At 72.2% G+C, this 18,110-nt stretch carries 18 protein-coding genes; 7 read left to right on the top strand and 11 right to left on the bottom strand.

What is annotated here, in order from left to right; translation table 11 throughout:
* The first annotated feature begins 189 nt into the window (after positions 1-189).
* Positions 190-978, top strand: a complete 789-nt coding sequence (locus tag ACFPIH_RS39530; protein WP_381180327.1) for a ferritin-like domain-containing protein — start codon at positions 190-192, stop codon at positions 976-978.
* Between the two features lie 24 nt (positions 979-1,002).
* On the opposite strand, the gene corA is transcribed toward ACFPIH_RS39530, so the two are convergent.
* Positions 1,003-1,998, bottom strand: a complete 996-nt coding sequence (corA, locus tag ACFPIH_RS39535; protein ID WP_381180329.1) for a magnesium/cobalt transporter CorA — start codon at positions 1,996-1,998, stop codon at positions 1,003-1,005.
* Positions 1,999-2,171: 173 nt separating this feature from the next.
* Between corA and ACFPIH_RS39540 the strand changes: the two genes are divergently transcribed.
* The 5 genes from ACFPIH_RS39540 (at position 2,172) to ACFPIH_RS39560 (ending at position 6,810) form a co-directional block, all read left to right on the top strand.
* On the top strand, positions 2,172-2,858 hold the full coding sequence (locus tag ACFPIH_RS39540) for a histidine phosphatase family protein (protein ID WP_381180331.1): 687 nt from the start codon (positions 2,172-2,174) through the stop codon (positions 2,856-2,858).
* Between the two features lie 87 nt (positions 2,859-2,945).
* On the top strand, positions 2,946-3,536 hold the full coding sequence (locus ACFPIH_RS39545; RefSeq protein WP_381180333.1) for a DUF3090 domain-containing protein: 591 nt from the start codon (positions 2,946-2,948) through the stop codon (positions 3,534-3,536).
* Complete coding sequence (locus ACFPIH_RS39550; RefSeq protein WP_381180335.1) at positions 3,500-4,333, top strand: SCO1664 family protein; 834 nt, start codon at positions 3,500-3,502, stop codon at positions 4,331-4,333. The genes ACFPIH_RS39545 and ACFPIH_RS39550 overlap by 37 nt, the downstream gene beginning before the upstream one ends.
* 115 nt (positions 4,334-4,448) lie before the next feature.
* Positions 4,449-5,678, top strand: a complete 1,230-nt coding sequence (gene mshC / locus ACFPIH_RS39555) for a cysteine--1-D-myo-inosityl 2-amino-2-deoxy-alpha-D-glucopyranoside ligase (protein ID WP_381180337.1) — start codon at positions 4,449-4,451, stop codon at positions 5,676-5,678.
* Between the two features lie 169 nt (positions 5,679-5,847).
* Positions 5,848-6,810 (top strand): SMP-30/gluconolactonase/LRE family protein, encoded by a 963-nt coding sequence (locus tag ACFPIH_RS39560; RefSeq protein ID WP_381180338.1) that lies wholly within the window; start codon positions 5,848-5,850, stop codon positions 6,808-6,810.
* A gap of 45 nt (positions 6,811-6,855) precedes the next feature.
* Here the strand turns inward: ACFPIH_RS39560 and ACFPIH_RS39565 are convergent, their stop codons facing one another.
* From ACFPIH_RS39565 to ACFPIH_RS39600, 8 genes are all read right to left on the bottom strand, one after another.
* Positions 6,856-7,863 (bottom strand): PAC2 family protein, encoded by a 1,008-nt coding sequence (locus ACFPIH_RS39565; protein WP_381180339.1) that lies wholly within the window; start codon positions 7,861-7,863, stop codon positions 6,856-6,858.
* 143 nt (positions 7,864-8,006) lie between these two features.
* Positions 8,007-8,678, bottom strand: a complete 672-nt coding sequence (locus ACFPIH_RS39570) for a FadR/GntR family transcriptional regulator (RefSeq protein ID WP_381180340.1) — start codon at positions 8,676-8,678, stop codon at positions 8,007-8,009.
* 77 nt (positions 8,679-8,755) lie between these two features.
* The gene (locus tag ACFPIH_RS39575; RefSeq protein ID WP_381180341.1) at positions 8,756-10,081 is read right to left on the bottom strand and encodes an amidohydrolase; all 1,326 of its coding nucleotides are present in this window, start codon (positions 10,079-10,081) and stop codon (positions 8,756-8,758) included.
* Complete coding sequence (locus ACFPIH_RS39580; protein ID WP_381180343.1) at positions 10,078-10,839, bottom strand: nucleoside phosphorylase; 762 nt, start codon at positions 10,837-10,839, stop codon at positions 10,078-10,080. Before ACFPIH_RS39580 ends, ACFPIH_RS39575 begins: the two co-directional genes overlap by 4 nt.
* On the bottom strand, positions 10,836-11,696 hold the full coding sequence (locus ACFPIH_RS39585; protein ID WP_381180344.1) for an ABC transporter permease: 861 nt from the start codon (positions 11,694-11,696) through the stop codon (positions 10,836-10,838). Before ACFPIH_RS39585 ends, ACFPIH_RS39580 begins: the two co-directional genes overlap by 4 nt.
* The gene (locus tag ACFPIH_RS39590; protein ID WP_381180346.1) at positions 11,696-12,748 is read right to left on the bottom strand and encodes an ABC transporter permease; all 1,053 of its coding nucleotides are present in this window, start codon (positions 12,746-12,748) and stop codon (positions 11,696-11,698) included. Before ACFPIH_RS39590 ends, ACFPIH_RS39585 begins: the two co-directional genes overlap by 1 nt.
* A gap of 1 nt (position 12,749) precedes the next feature.
* Positions 12,750-14,273 (bottom strand): ABC transporter ATP-binding protein, encoded by a 1,524-nt coding sequence (locus ACFPIH_RS39595; protein WP_381180348.1) that lies wholly within the window; start codon positions 14,271-14,273, stop codon positions 12,750-12,752.
* Entirely contained in the window at positions 14,254-15,306 is a 1,053-nt protein-coding gene (locus tag ACFPIH_RS39600) for a BMP family ABC transporter substrate-binding protein (protein WP_381180350.1), read from the bottom strand. The genes ACFPIH_RS39595 and ACFPIH_RS39600 overlap by 20 nt, the downstream gene beginning before the upstream one ends.
* A gap of 309 nt (positions 15,307-15,615) precedes the next feature.
* Between ACFPIH_RS39600 and mtnA the strand changes: the two genes are divergently transcribed.
* Positions 15,616-16,647: an S-methyl-5-thioribose-1-phosphate isomerase gene (mtnA, locus tag ACFPIH_RS39605; RefSeq protein WP_381180352.1), complete on the top strand. Its 1,032-nt coding sequence runs from the start codon at positions 15,616-15,618 to the stop codon at positions 16,645-16,647.
* Positions 16,648-16,651: 4 nt separating this feature from the next.
* On the opposite strand, the gene mtnB is transcribed toward mtnA, so the two are convergent.
* Together mtnB and mtnC are read right to left on the bottom strand one after the other, a co-directional pair.
* Positions 16,652-17,257: a methylthioribulose 1-phosphate dehydratase gene (gene mtnB / locus ACFPIH_RS39610; RefSeq protein WP_381180354.1), complete on the bottom strand. Its 606-nt coding sequence runs from the start codon at positions 17,255-17,257 to the stop codon at positions 16,652-16,654.
* Entirely contained in the window at positions 17,254-17,982 is a 729-nt protein-coding gene (gene mtnC, locus ACFPIH_RS39615; RefSeq protein ID WP_381180356.1) for an acireductone synthase, read from the bottom strand. Before mtnC ends, mtnB begins: the two co-directional genes overlap by 4 nt.
* Positions 17,983-18,110 lie beyond the last annotated feature (128 nt).

Genomic DNA, 18,110 nt, shown 5'->3' on the forward strand with positions numbered 1-18,110 from the left:
CTGTCCGTCCGAAAGATTCAGCGGCCGTGGTGGGGGCTCGGGGGTCTTCCCCGCCACGGCCGTCACGGGGAACAACGCGTCGGCACGCGCGCGGTTACGCCCGTATGGCGATTCCGGCCGTCCTCCTTTTGGCGGAGCCGCCGGACATATCTGTTGCGGCGCCTGCCGTGCCGCATTTGACTCATATGCATGCTTTCGGCGAAGAGTCTGTTCCAGGAGATCCTCGACAACGACGAGTCCTTCGCGCTGTTCTGCTCCATCGCCGCCGGCGGCGAGTCGCAGGGCGGCTGGGAGAACGCCCGCATCGCCGCGCTCGTCCCGGCGGCGGAGCGCGACCTGGCCCCCAAGATCACCCGGCACGGCGCCGACGAGGACAAGCACGGCCGGATCTTCAACGCCCTGATGAGGAAGCGCGGCCTCGAGCCCGTTCCCGTCCCGTACGACACCGACTACACGATGCTCCTGGAACGGCACGGCATCGGCCTCGCGCACGACAGGCTCAACGACGACCGGCCGCTGAGCGTGCGGGACATCGTCGTCTACCTCGCCCACAGCCGGGTCACCGAACAGCGCGCCTCCGAGCAGATGGAACTGCTGTGCAGGCACTTCGCCGACCACCCCGACATCGGCCGCGCGGTGAAGATGATCTCCCACGACGAGGACAACCACCTCGCCTACTGCCACGAGGAACTCCTGCGGTTCGCCCACGCCGGCCACGGCCGCGCCATCCAGCGGACCCTGCGCGCGTGCGCGCTCGCCGAGATCCGCGTCTACCGGGACGTCAGCCTCGCCGTCATGGCCCATGTGGGACGCATCCTCGGCTGGCCGAGGGCCAAGTCGGCCGCCCTCGCGGCCGGCATCCACGCCGTGTACGCCTGGGAGCGCCTCGCCGGCTGGCGGCGCATGGTCTCCCTGGAGATGCCCGAGCGCCGTGACGCCCTGGGCGGCCCCGCGGCCCCGGCCCACGAGTTCGCGTGAGCCGACAGCGGCCCGCCCCCTGCCTCACAGCCAGCCGCGGCGCTTGAACATCCGGTACAGCAGCACCTCCAGCGCGGCCATGGCCAGGATCACCGCCGGGTACGACCACAGCCAGTGGAGCTCCGGCATGTGGTCGAAGTTCATGCCGTAGACCCCCGCGATCATCGTGGGGACCGCGGCCATGGCCGCCCACGCCGAGATCTTCCGCATGTCGTCGTTCTGCCGGACGCTCATCTGCGCGAGGTGGGCGGAGAGCACGTCGGAGACCAGCCGGTCGAGGCCCTCGACGGACTCGTTCACGCGCGTGAGGTGGTCGCTGACGTCCCGGAAGAAGGGCCGCGACTTCTCGTTCACGAAGGGCAGGGGCGAGCCGAGCCCGCCGCTGTCCGACAGCCGGGTCAGCGGCGGCGCCAGCGGGAAGGTGGCCCGGCGGAACTCCAGGATCTGCCGCTTGAAGGTGTAGATCCGTGAGGCCGTGTTCCGGGAGCCGCCGCCCGACGGCGAGAACACCTCCGCCTCCAGCTCCTCCAGGTCGGTGCCGAGTTCGGTCACGACCTCCAGGTAGTGGTCGACGATGGCGTCGCCGATCGCGTACAGCACCGCCGTGGGCCCCTTGGCGAGCAACTGCGGCTCGTCCTCCAGCCGCCGCCGTACGGCAGCCAGCGGAGAGCCCTCGCCGTGCCGGACGGTCACCGCGAAGGCGTCGCCGAGGAAGACCATGACCTCGCCGGAGGAGACGGCGTCGCTCTCGGCCTCGTACACGACCGGCTTGAACACCATGAACAGCGAGTCGTTGTAGACCTCCAGCTTGGGCCGCTGGTGGGCGTTCAGGGCGTCCTCCACGGCCAGCGGGTGCAGACCGAACTCCCGGGTGACACGGTCGAACTCCTGCTCGGTGGGCTCGTACAGCCCGATCCAGACGAAACCGCCCGACGCGCGTGCCTGCTCCAGGGCGTCGGAGAGATCCTCCGGCCCGTCCTCACGGCGCCCGTCGCGGTAGATCCCGCAGTCGACGATCACGGAGCGCATTCTCCTTTCCGGATCCCCACAGCGCACGCTGACTCTTCTGCCCTCGGGGCGCTCCAGCCGGTGTCGGGAGCCCGACCGTGCTCAGCCCCTCGGCCCTCCGCGCGCTCGCGCTCCCGACACCGGCGCGCCCCTCCGGCGGGCCGCGTACGCCTACTCTGGGCCGCATGCCCACCCTGATCCTCGTCCGGCACGGACGTTCGACCGCCAACACCTCCGCAGTGCTCGCCGGCTGGACACCCGGCGTCGCCCTCGACGAGCGCGGGACCGCACAGGCCGCCACCCTGCCCGGCAGGCTCGCGGGGCTGCCGATCACCGAGGTCGTCGCGAGCCCCCTGCAGCGCTGCCAGGAGACCGTCCGTCCCCTCCTGGAGGCCCGCCCCGGGCTGACCCTGCACACCGACGAGCGGATCGGGGAGGCCCACTACGGCGACTGGTCCGGCCGCAAACTCGCCGAACTGAAGGACGAACCCCTGATGGAGGTCGTCCAGACCCACCCGTCGGCGGCGGTCTTCCCCGGCGGCGAGTCCATGCGGGCCATGCAGACCCGCGCCGCCGAGGCCGTACGGGAGTGGAACGCGCGTGTGGAGCGCGATCACGGCGCCGACGCCGTCTACCTGATGTGCTCGCACGGCGACATCATCAAGTCGCTCGTGGCGGATGCTCTCGGTCTTCATCTCGACCTCTTCCAGCGGATCTCCGTGGAACCGTGTTCCGTGACAGCGATCCGTTACACCCGGCTGCGGCCCTTTCTCGTACGCCTCGGCGACACCGGCGACTTCGCCTCCCTCGCCCCCCGCGAGGAGCCCCCGACCGGCGAGGCGACCGTCGGAGGCTCCGCGGGCGCACCGTGATCGTCGGCCGCAGTAGGGTGAAGCGGTCCACTCGCGCGCGTACACGCATGGACGTTTCCGAAACCCCGAATCCCATGGAGACAGGACGTGTCCCGTCAGGTGTTCCTCTACGACCCACCGGACCGCTTCGTGGCCGGTACGGTCGGACTGCCCGGGCGCCGTACCTTCTTCCTCCAGGCCACCGCGGGCTCCCGAGTGACCAGTGTGGCCCTGGAGAAGACCCAGGTCGCCGCGCTCGCCGAGCGCATGGACGAGCTGCTGGACGAGGTCGTACGCCGTAGCGGCGGCAACGCCCCCGTGCCCGCCGTGTCACCCACCGAGAACGCCGACACCGCCCCCCTCGACACCCCCGTCGAGGAGGAGTTCCGGGTCGGCACCATGGCCCTCGCCTGGGACGGCGAGGAACAGCGCATGATCGTCGAGGCCCAGGCCCTCGTGGAGTTGGAGGCGGACTCCGACGAGGATCTCGCCGAGGCCGAGGAACGGCTCCTCCAGGACGAGGAGAACGGACCCCCGATGCTGCGGGTCCGGCTCACCGGCGCGATGGCGAGAGCCTTCGCCAAGCGCGCCCTCGACGTCGTCAACGCGGGCCGGCCGCCGTGCCCGCTGTGCAGCCTGCCGCTCGACCCGGAAGGACACGTATGTCCGCGCCAGAACGGATACCGTCGCGGGGCGTGACGACCACCGACCCGGCCTCCGCCGACCTGCTCGCGCGCGGGGAGCTGACCGTACGGGGCCGTATCCGCGACGCCTCCAACGCGGCCCTGTACTGCACCGTCGCGCACGAAGGCCGCGAGGCCGCCTGCGTGTACAAGCCGGTCGCCGGCGAGCGCCCCCTGTGGGACTTCCCCGACGGCACCCTCGCACAGCGCGAGGTCGCCGCCTACGAGGTAGCCGCGGCCACCGGCTGGGACCTCGTCCCGCCCACCGTGCTGCGCGAGGGACCCTACGGCGAGGGCATGTGCCAGCTGTGGATCGAGGCCGTCCCGGAGGCAGAGCTGCTCGCCCTGGTCGACGCCGAGGAGCCGGAGCCCGGCTGGAAGGCCATCGGGCTCGCCGAGGTCGGCGAAGGGAAGACCGCGCTCCTGGTGCACGCCGACGACGAGCGGCTGCGGCGGCTCGCCGTCCTCGACGCGGTGATCAACAACGCCGACCGCAAGGGCGGCCATCTGCTGCCCACCGCCGACGGCGGGCTCTACGGCATCGACCACGGAGTGACCTTCAACACCGAGAACAAGCTGCGCACCCTCCTGTGGGGCTGGGCGGGGGAGCCCCTGACGGGGGAGGCCGTCGAGGTCCTCAAGGTCCTCAAGGGCACCCTGGAGCCCTCCGGACGGCTCGCCGCCACTCTCGCCGCCCTCATCACCCCGGCCGAACTCGACGCCACACGCGCGCGTGTGGACGCCCTTCTGGAGTCCGGCAAGCACCCGGAGCCGAGCGGCGAGTGGCCCGCCATCCCCTGGCCGCCCGTCTGAGACCCCGCGGGCCGCCCGCATGCACACCGGCCGGGCCCCGGCAAGAGTGCCTTCCCGGCCGTTCGGCCCCGCTCCGGTTCGTATACGCAACTCCGGTCCGGTTACGCTCATGTACATGCATGCCTGGCCCGCTTCCGAGGTCCCCGCCCTGCCCGGTCAGGGCCGCGACCTGAGGATCCACGACACCGCAACCGGTGGCTTGGTCACCCTCGACCCCGGTCCCGTCGCCCGTCTCTACGTCTGCGGCATCACCCCGTACGACGCGACCCACATGGGTCACGCGGCGACCTACAACGCGTTCGACCTCGTTCAGCGTGTGTGGCTCGACACCAAGCGGCAGGTCCACTACGTCCAGAACGTCACCGACGTCGACGACCCGCTCCTGGAGCGCGCCGTGCGTGACGGCGTCGACTGGGTCGCCCTCGCCGAGAAGGAGACCGCCCTCTTCCGCGAGGACATGACCGCCCTGCGGATGCTCCCGCCGCGGCACTACATAGGCGCCGTCGAGGCCATACCCGGCATAGTGCCGCTCGTCGAGCGGCTCCGGGACGCGGGCGCCGCCTACGACCTCGACGGCGACGTCTACTTCTCCGTCGAGTCGGACCCGAACTTCGGCAGGGTCTCGAACCTCGACGCCGCCGCCATGCGGCTGCTGTCCGCCGAGCGCGGCGGCGACCCGGACCGGCCGGGCAAGAAGAACCCGCTCGACCCGATGCTGTGGATGGCCGCCCGCGAGGGCGAGCCGAGCTGGGACGGCGCCACCCTGGGCCGCGGCCGCCCCGGCTGGCACATCGAGTGCGTCGCCATCGCCCTGGACCACCTCGGCATGACCTTCGACGTCCAGGGCGGCGGCTCCGACCTCGCCTTCCCGCACCACGAGATGGGCGCCTCGCACGCCCAGGTGCTCACCGGCGAGTTCCCCATGGCCAAGGCCTACGTCCACGCCGGCATGGTCGCCCTCGACGGCGAGAAGATGTCCAAGTCCAAGGGCAACCTGGTCTTCGTGTCGGCACTGCGCCGCGACGGCGTCGACCCCGCCGCCATCCGGCTCGCCCTGCTCGCCCACCACTACCGGGCCGACTGGGAGTGGACCGACCAGGTGCTCCCGGACGCCGTCGCCCGGCTCGGACGCTGGCGCGCGGCCGTCTCCCGGCCCGACGGACCGCCCGCCGAGGCACTCGTCGAGGAGATCCGCGAGGCCCTCGCGCACGACCTCGACGCCCCGGCCGCCCTCGCCGCCGTCGACCGCTGGGCGGCCCTCCAGCAGGAACAGGGCGGCACCGACACCGGCGCGCCCGGAGTGGTGTCCCGGGCCGTGGACGCGCTGCTCGGCGTCGCGCTGTAGCCCGAGGTGAGAGGGGCCCTTCCCGGGTGGCGCGGGAAGGGCCCCCTTGCTGTCGAAATGCTGTGGACCGGTCACGAGGACCTGTGACACAGGGGACTCTGTGGTGAGGTGGGGCGGTAGTTGACCGTCGGACCGGCCAACTGCCGGTCCCTACGCGGAAGGACGTTCCGTGGCACCCACGCACGGTTCCTTCGCACGCCCCCTCTCCCGCCGTCGCATGCTCGCGGTCGGCGCCGCTGCCTTGGGCGCCGTCTCCCTCGGCACGACCGCCCACGCCGCCGCCTCGTGGCCGGACGTGATCCCCCTGCCCGACGGCTTCCGCCCCGAGGGCATCGCCATCGGCCGCGGCCCCCACGCCTACCTCGGCTCCCTCGGCGACGGCTCCATCTACCGCGCCGACCTGCGCACCGGCGAGGGCGGCATCGTCTCCACCGGCCCCGGCACCCCCTCCGTCGGCCTCAAACTCGACGACCGGGGGCGGCTGTTCGTCGCCGGCCGCGACTTCGGCGCCCGGGTGGTGGACGTCCGCAGCGGCGACATCCTCGCCTCCTACCCACTCGCCACCACCACGCCCACGTTCACCAACGACGTGTTCCTCACCCCGCGCGCGGCCTGGTTCACCGACTCCTTCCAGCCGGTGCTGTACGCCCTGCCGCTCGGCCGGCGCGGCGAACTGCCGGACGCCGCCGACGTCGTACGGCTCCCGCTGAGCGGTGACTGGACCCAGGCCGCCGACGGCAGCGTGAACGCCAACGGCATCACCCGCACCCCCGACGGCTCCGCGCTGCTCGTCGTGCAGTCCGGGGCCGGCGGGCTGCACCGGGTCGACCCCCGCACCGGCGTGACCGCACTGGTCGACCTCGGGGACGCGGCCCCGCTCACCAACGGCGACGGGCTGCTGCGTGCCGGGCGGACGCTGTACGTCGTACAGAACCGGCAGAACGCGATCGACGTGTTCACGCTCGCCACCGACGGCCGCAGCGGTGTCTTCCGGCGCCGGATCACGGACGCCGACTTCGACGTGCCGACCACGGTCGCCGCGTTCGGGGACCGGCTCTACCTGCCCAACGCGAGGTTCTCCACCACGCCGACCCCGGAGACGACGTACGCGATCGTCGCCGTACCGGCATGACAGGAGGGGCGGCGCGTGTCACACGCGCCGCCCCTCCCGGTGCTCTCAGTCCTCCGACGAATCGTCGTCCTCGGTGGACTCTGCCGATTCGGCGGGCTCTGCGGACTCCGCGGGCTCCGTGAAGCCCGCGGGTTCGGTGAAGTCCGCGGAGTCCCCGCTCGGCTTCGGCGGTTTCGGCGGACGGGTCCGCTCCCCGGGGGCCGGCGGGCCGCCGCCGTCCCGGCGCCGCAGATAGCGCTCGAACTCACGCGCGATCGCCTCGCCCGACGCCTCCGGCAGCTCCGCGGTGTCCCGGGCCTCCTCCAGCGTCTGCACGTACTCCGCGACCTCGCTGTCCTCCGCCGCCAGCTGGTCCACGCCCACCTGCCAGGCCCGCGCGTCCTCGGGCAGCTCGCCCAGCGGGACGCGCACGTCGATCAGGTCCTCCAGCCGGTTGAGCAGCGCCAGCGTCGCCTTCGGGTTCGGCGGCTGCGACACGTAGTGCGGCACGGCCGCCCACAGCGACACCGCCGGCACGCCCGCGTGCGTGCACGCCTCCTGCAGGACCCCGACGATGCCCGTCGGGCCCTCGTACTTGGTCTCCTCCAGGTCCATCCGCTGCGCCAGATCCGTGTCGGAGGTCGTCCCGCTGATCGGCACCGGACGGGTGTGCGGGGTGTCACCGAGCAGTGCGCCCAGGATGACCACCAGCTCCACACCCAGCTCGTGCGCGAAGCCCAGCAGCTCGTTGCAGAACGAGCGCCAGCGCATGGACGGTTCGATACCCCGCACGAGCACCAGGTCCCGCGGCTTCTCACCGCCGACCCGGACCACCGACAACCTTGTCGTGGGCCATGTGATCTTGCGCACGCCGCCCTCCATGAACACCGTGGGGCGGTTCACCTGGAAGTCGTAGTAGTCCTCGGCGTCCAGCGCCGCGAACACCTCGCCCTTCCACTCCCGCTCCAGATGCGCGACCGCGGTGGAGGCTGCGTCGCCGGCATCGTTCCAGCCCTCGAACGCGGCCACCATGACCGGGTCGATCAGCTCGGGAACCCCCTCGAGCTCGATCACCCAGCGCCTCCTTCCGACGTGCCCTCGCCTGACCACCCAACCTTACGGCGTTCGGCAGGGGCGCCCGCAGCCCCCTTGCACGGGGGAGTGAACGGATCACTGCCCCGTTCGCCATCCTGGGACACGCTGTGCGAAGGGCAGGTTCAGAGCGTCGACCTGAGCCACTGCTCCACGCTCGCGATGTGCACCGTCGCCCACGACCGCGCCGCCTCCGTGTCCCGGTCGCGCAGGGCCGCCAGGATCGCCCGGTGCTCGCGCAGCGTGCCGCTGACCGCGTCCTCCTGGGTCAGCCCGCGCCAGATCCGGGCCCGGGTGGTGGGCCCGGACAGCCCGTCCAGCAGCGAGCACAGCACCGAGTTGCCGGCGCTCTGCACGATGCCCCGGTGGAACTCCAGATCGCAGGCCACCAGCTCCTCCACCGACGGCTGATCGCCCAGCTTGTCCAGCTGGGCCTCCAGCGCCCCCAGTTGCTGCTCGCTGATGCGCAGCGCCGCCATCGCCGTCGCGGCCGGCTCCAGGATGCGGCGCACCGCCAGGAACTCCAGGACCGTGTCGTCGCGGTGGAAGTCGACGACGAAGCTCAGCGCCTCGAGCAGCAGCTGGGGGTCGAGACTGGTGACGTAGGTGCCGTCGCCCTGGCGTACGTCCAGGATCCGGATCAGCGACAGCGCGCGCACGGCCTCCCGCAGGGAGTTGCGGGACAGGCCGAGATCGGCGGCCAGCTCACTCTCCTTGGGCAGCCGGTCCCCGGGGCGCAGCGCACCCGAGACGATCATTCCCTTGATCTTCTCGATCGCCTCGTCGGTGACTGCCATGACGGCCTCCCAGTCTCGCTCCGATGCGCTCGGACATCCAGACACCCGACCGCTCAGACATCGGATGTCTCAGGACATTATGAGCACCTGATCGCCCTGGTGGGGAGCGATCGGACGACCGCCTCCAGTTCGGAGATCACGGCCTGCTCGTCCAGCGTCGTCAGCGTACGGTCCCGCATCAGCACCCGCCCGTCCACCACCGTGTCTCGCACATCCGCCGACTGAGCCGTGTACGCCAGCGTGGACCACGGGTCGTGCGCCGGCCGCAGGTGGGGCCCGCCCAGGTCGAGCACGATCAGATCGGCCCGCTTGCCGGCCTCGAGGGAGCCCAGCCGGTCGGCCAGGCCGAGCGCCCGCGCGCCCTCGATCGTCGCCATCCGGACGGCCTGTTCGGCACCGACCGCCGTCGGGTCGCCGCCCGCCTTGTGCACCAGCGCCGCCTGCCGTACCGCCCCCAGGACGTCCAGCGCGTTCGAGCTGACCGCCCCGTCGGTGCCCAGGCCCACCGTCACGCCCGCGCTCAGCAGCCGTGGCACCGGCGCGATCCCGCAGCCCAGTTTCAGGTTCGACACCGGACAGTGCGCGACGGCCGTGCCCGTGCGGGCCAGCGCCGCGATCTCCGGCCCGGTGAGGTCGACGGCGTGCGCGAGCAGCACATCGGGGCCGAGCAGCCCGAGCGAGTCCAGCAGTTCCACCGGCCGCTTCCCGTACCGCACCTCGACGGTCGCCACCTCGGTGGCGTTCTCCGCCGCGTGGATGTGCACCAGCGCCCCGAACTCCCGGGCCAGCGCGAACACCTCGGTGAGCTGCGGTGGGGAGAGCGTGTACGCGGAGTGCGCGAAGACCACCGGCCGCAGCCCCTCCCGCGGCTCCTGCGCCGTCAGCTCCCGCCGCGCCCACGCGAGCCGCTCCTCGTACGCCAGGCCGTCCGGCGGCTCCGGTACGTCCATGAAGGTGGGCCCCGTCAGCAGCCGCCAGCCCGCCTCCCGCGCCGATCGCTCGGCCGCCTCGTGGAACCAGTACATGTCCAGCGCCGAGGTCACCCCGGCCCGTACGCTCTCGGCGACCGCCAGCCGCACGGCCGCCGCCACCGTTTCCGGCGACAGCAGCTCCGCCTCCCACTTCAGCACCCGCTCCAGGAACCCCTGGAGGGTGACGTCGTCGGCCCTGCCGCGCAGCAGCGTCATCGCCAGGTGGGTGTGGGCGTTGACCAGCCCGGGCAGGACCAGACACCCCTCGGCGTCGATCTCCTTGGCGGCAGGGTGGCGCGCCCTGAGGTGCCGCGCCGGTCCCACGGCCACGATCTCGCCCTCGTGGACGGCGACCGCCCCGTCCGGTACGACGGTTCCGGTCTCGTCCACGGTGAGTACGTCACCGCCGTGCACCAGCAGGTCGACGTTCACGCGCGATCCTCCCGGTTGTCCTCGGCCAGCAGCCGCAGCGCCTCCAGGGCGACGACGGCACCGCGCTCTACACCGGCCGCGACGACCTCGCGGTGCGGGTCGTAGCCACCGGTGGTTTCCTTGTCGACCAACTCGTCGGCGTTGGCTCCGTCGATCACCAGCACCCCGCCCGCGACCAGCCCGCGCAGCGAGGCCGTGACCAGCAGCGCCGACAGTTCCATCTCGATCGCGGCGAGCCCCGCGCCGTCGTAGGAGAAGAGCGGGATCAGGCCCGGCTGGAAGGCCGCACGCGTCCAGACGATGCCCCGGTGGTGCGCGGCGCCCTGCTCGCGGGCCGCGCGCTGGAGCGCGAGCACCGCCTCGGGGGCCGCGACCGCCGGGTACTCCGGGGGCAGCAACTGCTGCGTCACCCCGTCGTCCCGCACCGCCGCCTCCGCGACGACGAGATCGCCGTCGCCGATGCCCGGCTTCATCGCGCCCGCCGTACCGAACCTCAGCAGGGTGTGCACGCCGGCGTCCGCCAGCTCCTGGAACAGCAGGATCGCGCCCGGGCCGCCCACCCCGTGCGAGGCGACGACCACCGGCACGCCCTTCCAACTCCCGCTGAACACCCGGTACTCGCGGTGGTACGACACCTCCTCGGCGCCGTCGAGGAGGGCGGCCACGGCAGCCGCGCGCGCCGGGTCGCCGACGACCACGGCATGCGCGGGCAGACCGGTGCGGGGTATGCGGGTGACGGGCAGAGGGTCCTGCGTCATGAACGTGCTCCAGAGGGACGGCGACGGCGGCGGGCCGTCGTGAGGAAGAGCGCGCCGAGCGTGACGACGTACGGCGCGGCGTCGGTCGCCTGCTGCGGCAGACCGAGGCCCTGCAGCCGGAAGCCCGCCGCCTCCGCGAGCCCGAACAGCAGCGCCGCGAACAGCACACCGAGCGGCGCGGCCCGGCCCAGCATGACGGCCACGACAGCGATCCAACCACGCCCGGCGGTCATGTTCTCCGTGAACAACGTGACGTTGCCCAGGGCGAGTTGGGCGCCGGCCAGCCCGCACAACACCCCGGAAAGCAGGATCACGCCGTACTGGTACGCCGCCGGCCGCACCCCGAGCGTGGCCGCCGCGTCGGGTGCCTCGCCGACCCCGCGCAGCCTGAGCCCCCACACATGCCGGGACAGCAGCACGGCGGCCACGGCGACCGCGATCCAGGAGAGATAGGCGAGCGGCGTGAAGCCACCGACCAACGGCAGACCGGCAAGTGACGGATCGTCGAAGGTGCCCTGCACGCCGAAGACCGTACGCAGGAGGAAGCTGGTCAGCCCGACGGCGAGGAGGTTCATGGCGATGCCGAGGACCACCGCGTCCCCGCGCAGGGTGACCGCGCCCACGGCCAGGATCAGCGAGTAGGCCGCCGCCGCGAGGGCCGCCGCCAGGACACCCAGCCAGGGGCTGCCGGTGAACCAGCTCGTCGCCACGGAGGTGAAGCAGCCCAGCAGCATCATGCCTTCGAGACCGATGTTGAAGACGCCCGCCCGCTCGCACAGGGCGCCGCCGAGGGCCGCCAGCAGGATGGGGGTGAGGGCGCGCAACGCCGACATGAGGAGATCGGAGTCGAGGAACATCACACCGCCTCGCTTTCCCGGGAACGGCGGTGGAACCAGCGGCTCGGGAAGCGCAGCCGGGCCGCCAGGAACACGATCACGATCGCCTGCAGCACCTGGGTCAGCTCGCGCGGCACCTCGGTGGTCCGCTCCATCGCCAGCCCCCCGACCTGGAGGACGGCGAAGAAGAACGCGGCGACCACCGTGCCGAGCGGCGCGGCCCCGGCCAGCAGCGCCGCCGTCAGCCCGGTCCAGGTGTAGCCGGGTCCGGTGAGCGAGCCGTCCACGAAGCGGTACGGGAAGCTCAACACCCCGATGGCGCCCACGAGTCCGGCGAGTCCGCCCGACACCGACATCAACTTCAGGGTCAGGCCCCGGCGTTCGACGCCCGCGTACGCGGAGAAACGGGAGTTGAGACCCGTCATACGGATCTCGTAGCCGAGGGCCGTGCGCCGGTCGGTGAACCAGTACGCCGCCGCGGCGAGCACGACCAGCACAAGGCCGAGAGTGACCGTCGAGTCCCCGAACGCGGGAAGCGCCACCCCCTCCGGCAGCGCGCGGGTCTGCGGGAGGCTGGAGCCCGGCTCCTTGAGCGGGTAGCGGGCCAGATAGGAGGCGAGCGACACCGCCGGGTAGCTCAGCAGCAGACTGCTGACCAGCAGCGGGACACCGAGGTGGTTCTCGCACAGGGCGGCCAGCACGGCGTACCCGGCGCCCGCCGCCATGCCCGCCAGCAGGGCCAGAACAACCGTGAGGGGTGCGGGCAGCGGCGAGTAGAGACCGGTGACGGCGGCCGTGATGCCGCCGAGGACCAGCTGGCCGTCGCCGCCGAGGTTGATCAGCCCGGCGCGCAGCGGAACGGCCAGCGCGAGGGCCAGGCCGAGCACACTGGTGGAGGTGGTCAGCGTCGCGCCGATGCCGTCCCCGCCGAGCGCGCCGGTCAGGACCGCCCCGTACGCCGTGAACGGGTCCGCGCCGGTGCCGAGAAGGAACAGCGCGCCGATGAGCAGGCCCGCGAGCACGGAGAAGGTGAGGGGGGAGCGCAGGGCTCCCGATATACGTGTGCGTGTCATGTCAGTGGGTCGCCTCCGCCGGCGCGCCCGCCATCGCGAGGCCCAGCGTCCGTTCGTCCGCCTCGTCCTTGGTGTACGACGCCGCTATCCGGCCCTCGTACATCACCAGGACCCGGTCCGCGAGCCCCCGGATCTCGCTCAGCTCGGCCGAGACGAGAAGGACCGCGTGACCGGCGTCGCGGTAGGCGATCAGCTGGTCGTGGATGTTCTGGATGGCGCCGATGTCGACCCCGCGCGTCGGCTGCTCGACGAGCAGCAGCGGGGCGTCATGGGCGAGTTCACGGCCGATCAGCAGTTTCTGCAGATTGCCGCCGGAGAGCGCCGAGGCGGGTACGTCCGTGCTCGCCGCCCTGATGCCGAACCGCTCGACCAGTCGCCGGGCATGGGCGCGCACGGCCGCCGGCGGCAGCAGGCCGCGCGAGGAGAGCGACGTACGGTGGTGGCCCATCGCCAGGTTGTCCGCGACCGTCGCGGCGGGCGCCGTACCGACGGCGTGCCGGTCCTCGGGGACGTACGCCAGCCCCCGCGCCCGGCGCTCGGTGGCCGAGGCGTGGGTGATGTTCTCGCCGGCGAGCGTGACCTGCCCGGCGGTGACCGGTCGCAGCCCGGCCAGCGCCTCGACCAGCTCGCTCTGGCCGTTGCCCGCGACGCCCGCGATGCCGACGATCTCGCCGGCGTGGACGGTGAGGTCCACATCGTGGACGGAAGCGGTGCCGAGACCGGTGACGCGCAGCACCGCGGCACCGGGGGTACCCGGCGCGTGGACCCGGTCCAGCTCCACCGCGCGGCCGGTCATCGAGGCGGCGATCTCGTCGGCCGTGGTGTCGGCGGTGACGAGCCGCGCGACCACCCGGCCGTCCCGCAGGACGGTCACCCGGTCGGAGCCCGCCAGCACCTCGCGCAGCTTGTGGGTGACCAGGATGACCGTACGGCCCTGCGCGGCCAGCGACTTGAGGACGTCGAACAGGGCGTCCGCCTCGGCCGGGGTGAGCACGGCCGTCGGTTCGTCGAGGATGAGCGTGCGGGCGCCCCGGTGCAGCAGCTTGAGGATCTCCACACGCTGGCGCAGCCCGACCGGAAGGCCGCCGACCCGGGCGTCCGGGTCCACGGCGAGGCCGTGCTCCTCGGCGAGTTCGCGCACCCGGGAGCGGGCGGCGGCCCGGTCCACCAGGCCGAAGCGGCGCGGCTCGGCGGCGTAGACGACGTTCTCGGCGACCGTCAGCGAGTCGAACAGCTTGAAACTCTGGTGGACCATGCCGAGCCCGGCGGCCATGGCGTCGCCCGGGCTGGCGAAGCGCACCTCCCGGCCGTCGATCAGGACCGTGCCGGCGTCCGGCCGCTCCATGCCGTACAGGACGGACATCAGCGTGGACTTGCCCGCGCCGTTCTCGCCCATCAGGGCGTGGATCTCGCCGTGGCGGACGGTCAGGTCGACGGCGTCGTTGGCGAGCGTGCCGGGGAACCGCTTGGTGATTCCCCGGAGTTCGACCGCGACGCCCCCTGCCTCAGCTCGCGGCGGGGTCATCGACCTTCAGCTCTCCGGACACGATCTGGTCGCGCAGCGCCTTCACCTTCGTGAGGACGTCCTTGTGATCGGCGATCACGCACTTCGACGAGTCGACGCCGGCCTCCAGGCCGGTGAGGCTGATGCCGCCCTCCTTCAGGCCGTACGACACGGTCGTGCCCGTCGTGCCGCCGAGGACCGCCTCGATGCCCTTCTCGACGGCGATGTCCGTGCGCTTGACGACGTTGTCGACGACCGTGCCGGGCGCCGAGGGGCACTGGTTGACGTCGACGCCGTACGCGAACGCGCCCTTGGCCTTGGCGGCCTCGAAGACGCCGTAGTTGCCGGCCGCGGCGGCCGCCATGATCTGGTCGTAGCCCTTGGCGAGCAGGGTGTTCGCCTGCTCCTTGGCGCGCGCCGAGTCGTCGAAGGGGGACTGCCCGCCGACGAACCGGGTGGACGTCTCGGTCTTCGCCGCGACCTGCTTGGCGCCGGCCGCGAACGGGTCGCTGTAGCGGCGGAACTGGGGCGTGTCGAGCACGTCCACCGCGCCGACCTTGCCGGACTTGCTCAGCAGGCCCGCCTCGGCGCCCGCGAGGTAGACGCCCTCGTGCTCGCGGAACACCGCGCAGCTGACGTTCTCGAAGGTCTTGGTGGTGCAGGCGTCGACGATCAGGAACTGCTGCTTCGGGTTCTTCTGGGCCTGCTGGGCAACGATGTCGGCGAACTCGAAGCCGACCAGCACGATGACGTCCGGCTTGGCGTCCACCGCGGCCTGCACGTTCTGCTGCTGGGAGGCGGTGTCCGTGGACTCGTAGACCTTCTGCGTCCCGTCGTGCTGCTTCGCCGCCTCCTTGACGCCGGTGACGGCGAGCTTGAGGAACTCGTTCTGGCCCACGGCGTCCGGGGTGACCAGGGTGAAGGACGTGCCGCCGGCGCCGCTCGCGCTGTCGGAGGCGTCGTTCTTGGCGGCGGCGTTGCACGCCGTGGCGGCGGTGACCAGGAGTGCGGTGGCGGCGGCGACTTGCAGGGGGCGGCGGGTTCTGCGAGGCATCGGGGGACCTTCCGGAGGTACGGCGAAACCACGCTCGACGGTGAGCGGGTGAGGGTGAGGGTGAGGGTGAGGGGCGGCGACGGGCGGTGGGGGAGGGCTCAGCGTCGACAGCCGTCGCCGGCACACCGGCCGAAGTCGAGGAAACGGCGCTTGGTCAGCAGCACGGGTCTTCCTCCTTCGTCTCGGTGTGCGGACTGGGTGCTGGACTGTAACACCCGTTTCCGGACACCTGCTCGGTTGTCTCGAACTATGGTTCTCCCAGGTCATGTACGGTGACCGACACCACCGGAACATCAGGAGTGTCCCGATATGCCCCAGGAATTGCGTGCTGTCGACTGGACCGGAAACGGCCTCGCGCTCATCGACCAGACGCTGCTCCCGCACCGCACCGAGACAGCGGATGTCCACGATGTGGACACTCTGGTCGACGCGATCCAGCGTCTCGTCGTACGCGGCGCCCCCGCCATCGGCGCCGCGGGCGCGTACGGTGTCGCGATCGCGATACTCCAGGGCGGGCGCGAGGGCTGGACGGAGGCCGAGGTGCGCGCGGCCGTCGCCCGGATCCGCGAGGCGCGGCCCACCGCCGTGAACCTCATGGTGTGCGTGGACCGCGTCATGACCCGCTTCGGCGAGGGGCTCGACGCCGTGCTGGCGGAGGCCGCCGCCGTACAGCGCGAGGACGTCGAGGCGAACCGCGCGATGGGCGCCTTCGGCGCGGACTGGCTGCTCAAGAGGGTCGGCGAGGACCGCCCGCTGCGGATCCTCACGCACTGCAACACCGGCGCCCTGGCGACCGCCGGCTGGGGCACCGCGCTCGGCGTCGTCCGCGAACTCCACGCGCGCGGACGCGTCGAGGTCGTCTACGCCGACGAGACCCGCCCGCTGCTCCAGGGCTCCCGGCTGACCGCCTGGGAACTGGTCCAGGAGGGCATCCCGCACTACGTCCAGGCCGACGGGGCCGCCGCCGGCACCATCCTGCGCGGCGAGGTCGACGCGGCGATCGTCGGCGCCGACCGCATCGCCGCCAACGGCGACACCGCCAACAAGGTCGGCACCGTGGGCGTGGCCCTGGCCTGCGCGGACGCGGGCATCCCGTTCCTGGTGGCGGCCCCCACGACCACCGTCGACCTCGCCACGCCGAACGGCGACGCCATCCACATCGAACTCCGCGGCGAGGACGAGGTGTTGGAGTGGGCCGGCGTACGCACCGCCCCCGTCGGCTCACGCGGCCACAACCCGGCGTTCGATGTGACGCCGGGCAGGCTGGTGACCGGGCTGGTCACCGAGCGGGGCGTGATCGAGGTGTCGGCGGGCGAACTCCCGGGCGACCGGCTGAAGTAGCCGGCTATCGCGTGAGCTCCAACTCCAGCAGCCACTCGACCACTTCGGTGTGATGGCGGGCCTGGCGCGGATGGCCGCCCCAGACGTACAGGCCATGGCCCGCCACGACCACGGCCGGCATCCGAGGATCCCGCGCCGCCTCCAGCCGGTCGCCGAGCTCCTTCATGTCCTGGCTGTTGGCGATGACCGGAAGGGTCACCTCGACGCCGTGGGCCGGCTGGCCGACGCCCTTCAGCATCTCCAGGTCCTGGAACACGATCCCGCCCGGGTGCCGGTGACCCATCGCCACCGACGCCACGGTGTGCACGTGCACGACCGCCCCCGCGCCGGTCAGCGCGGCCACACGCGCGTGCAGCTCGGCCTCGGCCGACGGCTTCCCGCCCTGCACGGCAGCGCCCTGTCCGTCGACCAACACGACGTCCGCGGGCGTCAGTTCACCCTTGTCGTGGCCGCTCGCGGTGACGGCCAGCCGCAGCGGATCGCGGGACAGCACCACCGACAGGTTGCCGGAGGTGCCCCGCATCCAGCCGAAGGAGGCGAAGCGGGCGGACTCGGCGGCGAGAACCGCCCCCGCCTCCTCGATGTCGAGTGCGCTGATGCCGTCGGTCACGTGGTGCTCCTCGAAACGGTGATCTCGTCGAACGTCCCCGCCTGCGCGTGGTCGCCGACGCCCTGCTCGTAGTACGGCTCCCCGGGCCGCCGGACCCCGACGGCGTGCCAGCCGGCCGCGCGGGCCGCGTCCAGCTCGCCCGGCCGGTCGGAGAGGAACAGCAGCCGGCTTCCGTCGGTCCCCACCGACTCCGCGATACGCCGGTACGACGCCGGTTCCTGCTTGGGGCCGGCGTTCTCGGTGTCGTACAGCCCCGACACCAGCGGCATGAGGTCGCCCGCCGGGCTGTTGGTGAACCACGCCCGCTGCGCGGACACCGACCCGGACGAGTAGACGTAGAGCCGCAGACCGGCCAGGTGCCAGGCGCGCAGGGCCGGAACGACGTCGTCGTAGAAGTGCGAGACGAGGTCGCCGCGCCCGAACCCCTCGGCCCAGACGATGCCCTGGAGGGTCTTCAGCGGGGTCGCCTTGCGGTCGTCGTCGAGCCAGGCGTTCAGCGTCTTCTCGATCGCGGCCGGATCGGCCTCCGGCTCGCCGGTCAGCTCCCGTACCTGCGCGACGGCCCGGGCCACCTCGGGCTCGACGGCGCGCTCGGTGAGCAGTTCGGCGAAGCGGGCGCGCGAGTAGGGGTACAGCACGTCCACGACGAAGCCGGTGGCGCTCGTGGTGCCCTCGATGTCGAGCACCACGGCGTCCACGTCGAACGCCGGAGCGGGCACGCTCACGCGGCCCTACCTTCTTGAGTGCGTCCCGAGAGTTCGCGACTCTGGGACTGCGCGGGTGGGGCAGGGATGGCTTTCATGCTGGCTGCCCTCGATGGCTCAGGCCGCTGGTCCCCCTGCCCCGCCACTTC

Origin of the sequence: Streptomyces vulcanius (assembly GCF_042653945.1) — a bacterium.
GTDB lineage: Bacteria > Actinomycetota > Actinomycetes > Streptomycetales > Streptomycetaceae > Streptomyces > Streptomyces mangrovi.

Excerpts from the sequence above, each read along its gene's own strand:
- ACFPIH_RS39530 (WP_381180327.1), top strand. The coding sequence starts at position 190 with ATGCTTTCGGCGAAGAGTCTGTTCCAGGAGATCCTCGACAACGACGAG.
- ACFPIH_RS39540 (WP_381180331.1), top strand. The coding sequence starts at position 2,172 with ATGCCCACCCTGATCCTCGTCCGGCACGGACGTTCGACCGCCAACACC.
- ACFPIH_RS39550 (WP_381180335.1), top strand. The coding sequence starts at position 3,500 with ATGTCCGCGCCAGAACGGATACCGTCGCGGGGCGTGACGACCACCGAC.
- mshC (WP_381180337.1), top strand. The coding sequence starts at position 4,449 with ATGCATGCCTGGCCCGCTTCCGAGGTCCCCGCCCTGCCCGGTCAGGGC.
- ACFPIH_RS39570 (WP_381180340.1), bottom strand. The coding sequence starts at position 8,678 with ATGGCAGTCACCGACGAGGCGATCGAGAAGATCAAGGGAATGATCGTC.
- ACFPIH_RS39580 (WP_381180343.1), bottom strand. The coding sequence starts at position 10,839 with ATGACGCAGGACCCTCTGCCCGTCACCCGCATACCCCGCACCGGTCTG.
- ACFPIH_RS39585 (WP_381180344.1), bottom strand. The coding sequence starts at position 11,696 with ATGTTCCTCGACTCCGATCTCCTCATGTCGGCGTTGCGCGCCCTCACC.
- ACFPIH_RS39590 (WP_381180346.1), bottom strand. The coding sequence starts at position 12,748 with ATGACACGCACACGTATATCGGGAGCCCTGCGCTCCCCCCTCACCTTC.
- ACFPIH_RS39595 (WP_381180348.1), bottom strand. The coding sequence starts at position 14,273 with ATGACCCCGCCGCGAGCTGAGGCAGGGGGCGTCGCGGTCGAACTCCGG.
- ACFPIH_RS39600 (WP_381180350.1), bottom strand. The coding sequence starts at position 15,306 with ATGCCTCGCAGAACCCGCCGCCCCCTGCAAGTCGCCGCCGCCACCGCA.
- mtnA (WP_381180352.1), top strand. The coding sequence starts at position 15,616 with ATGCCCCAGGAATTGCGTGCTGTCGACTGGACCGGAAACGGCCTCGCG.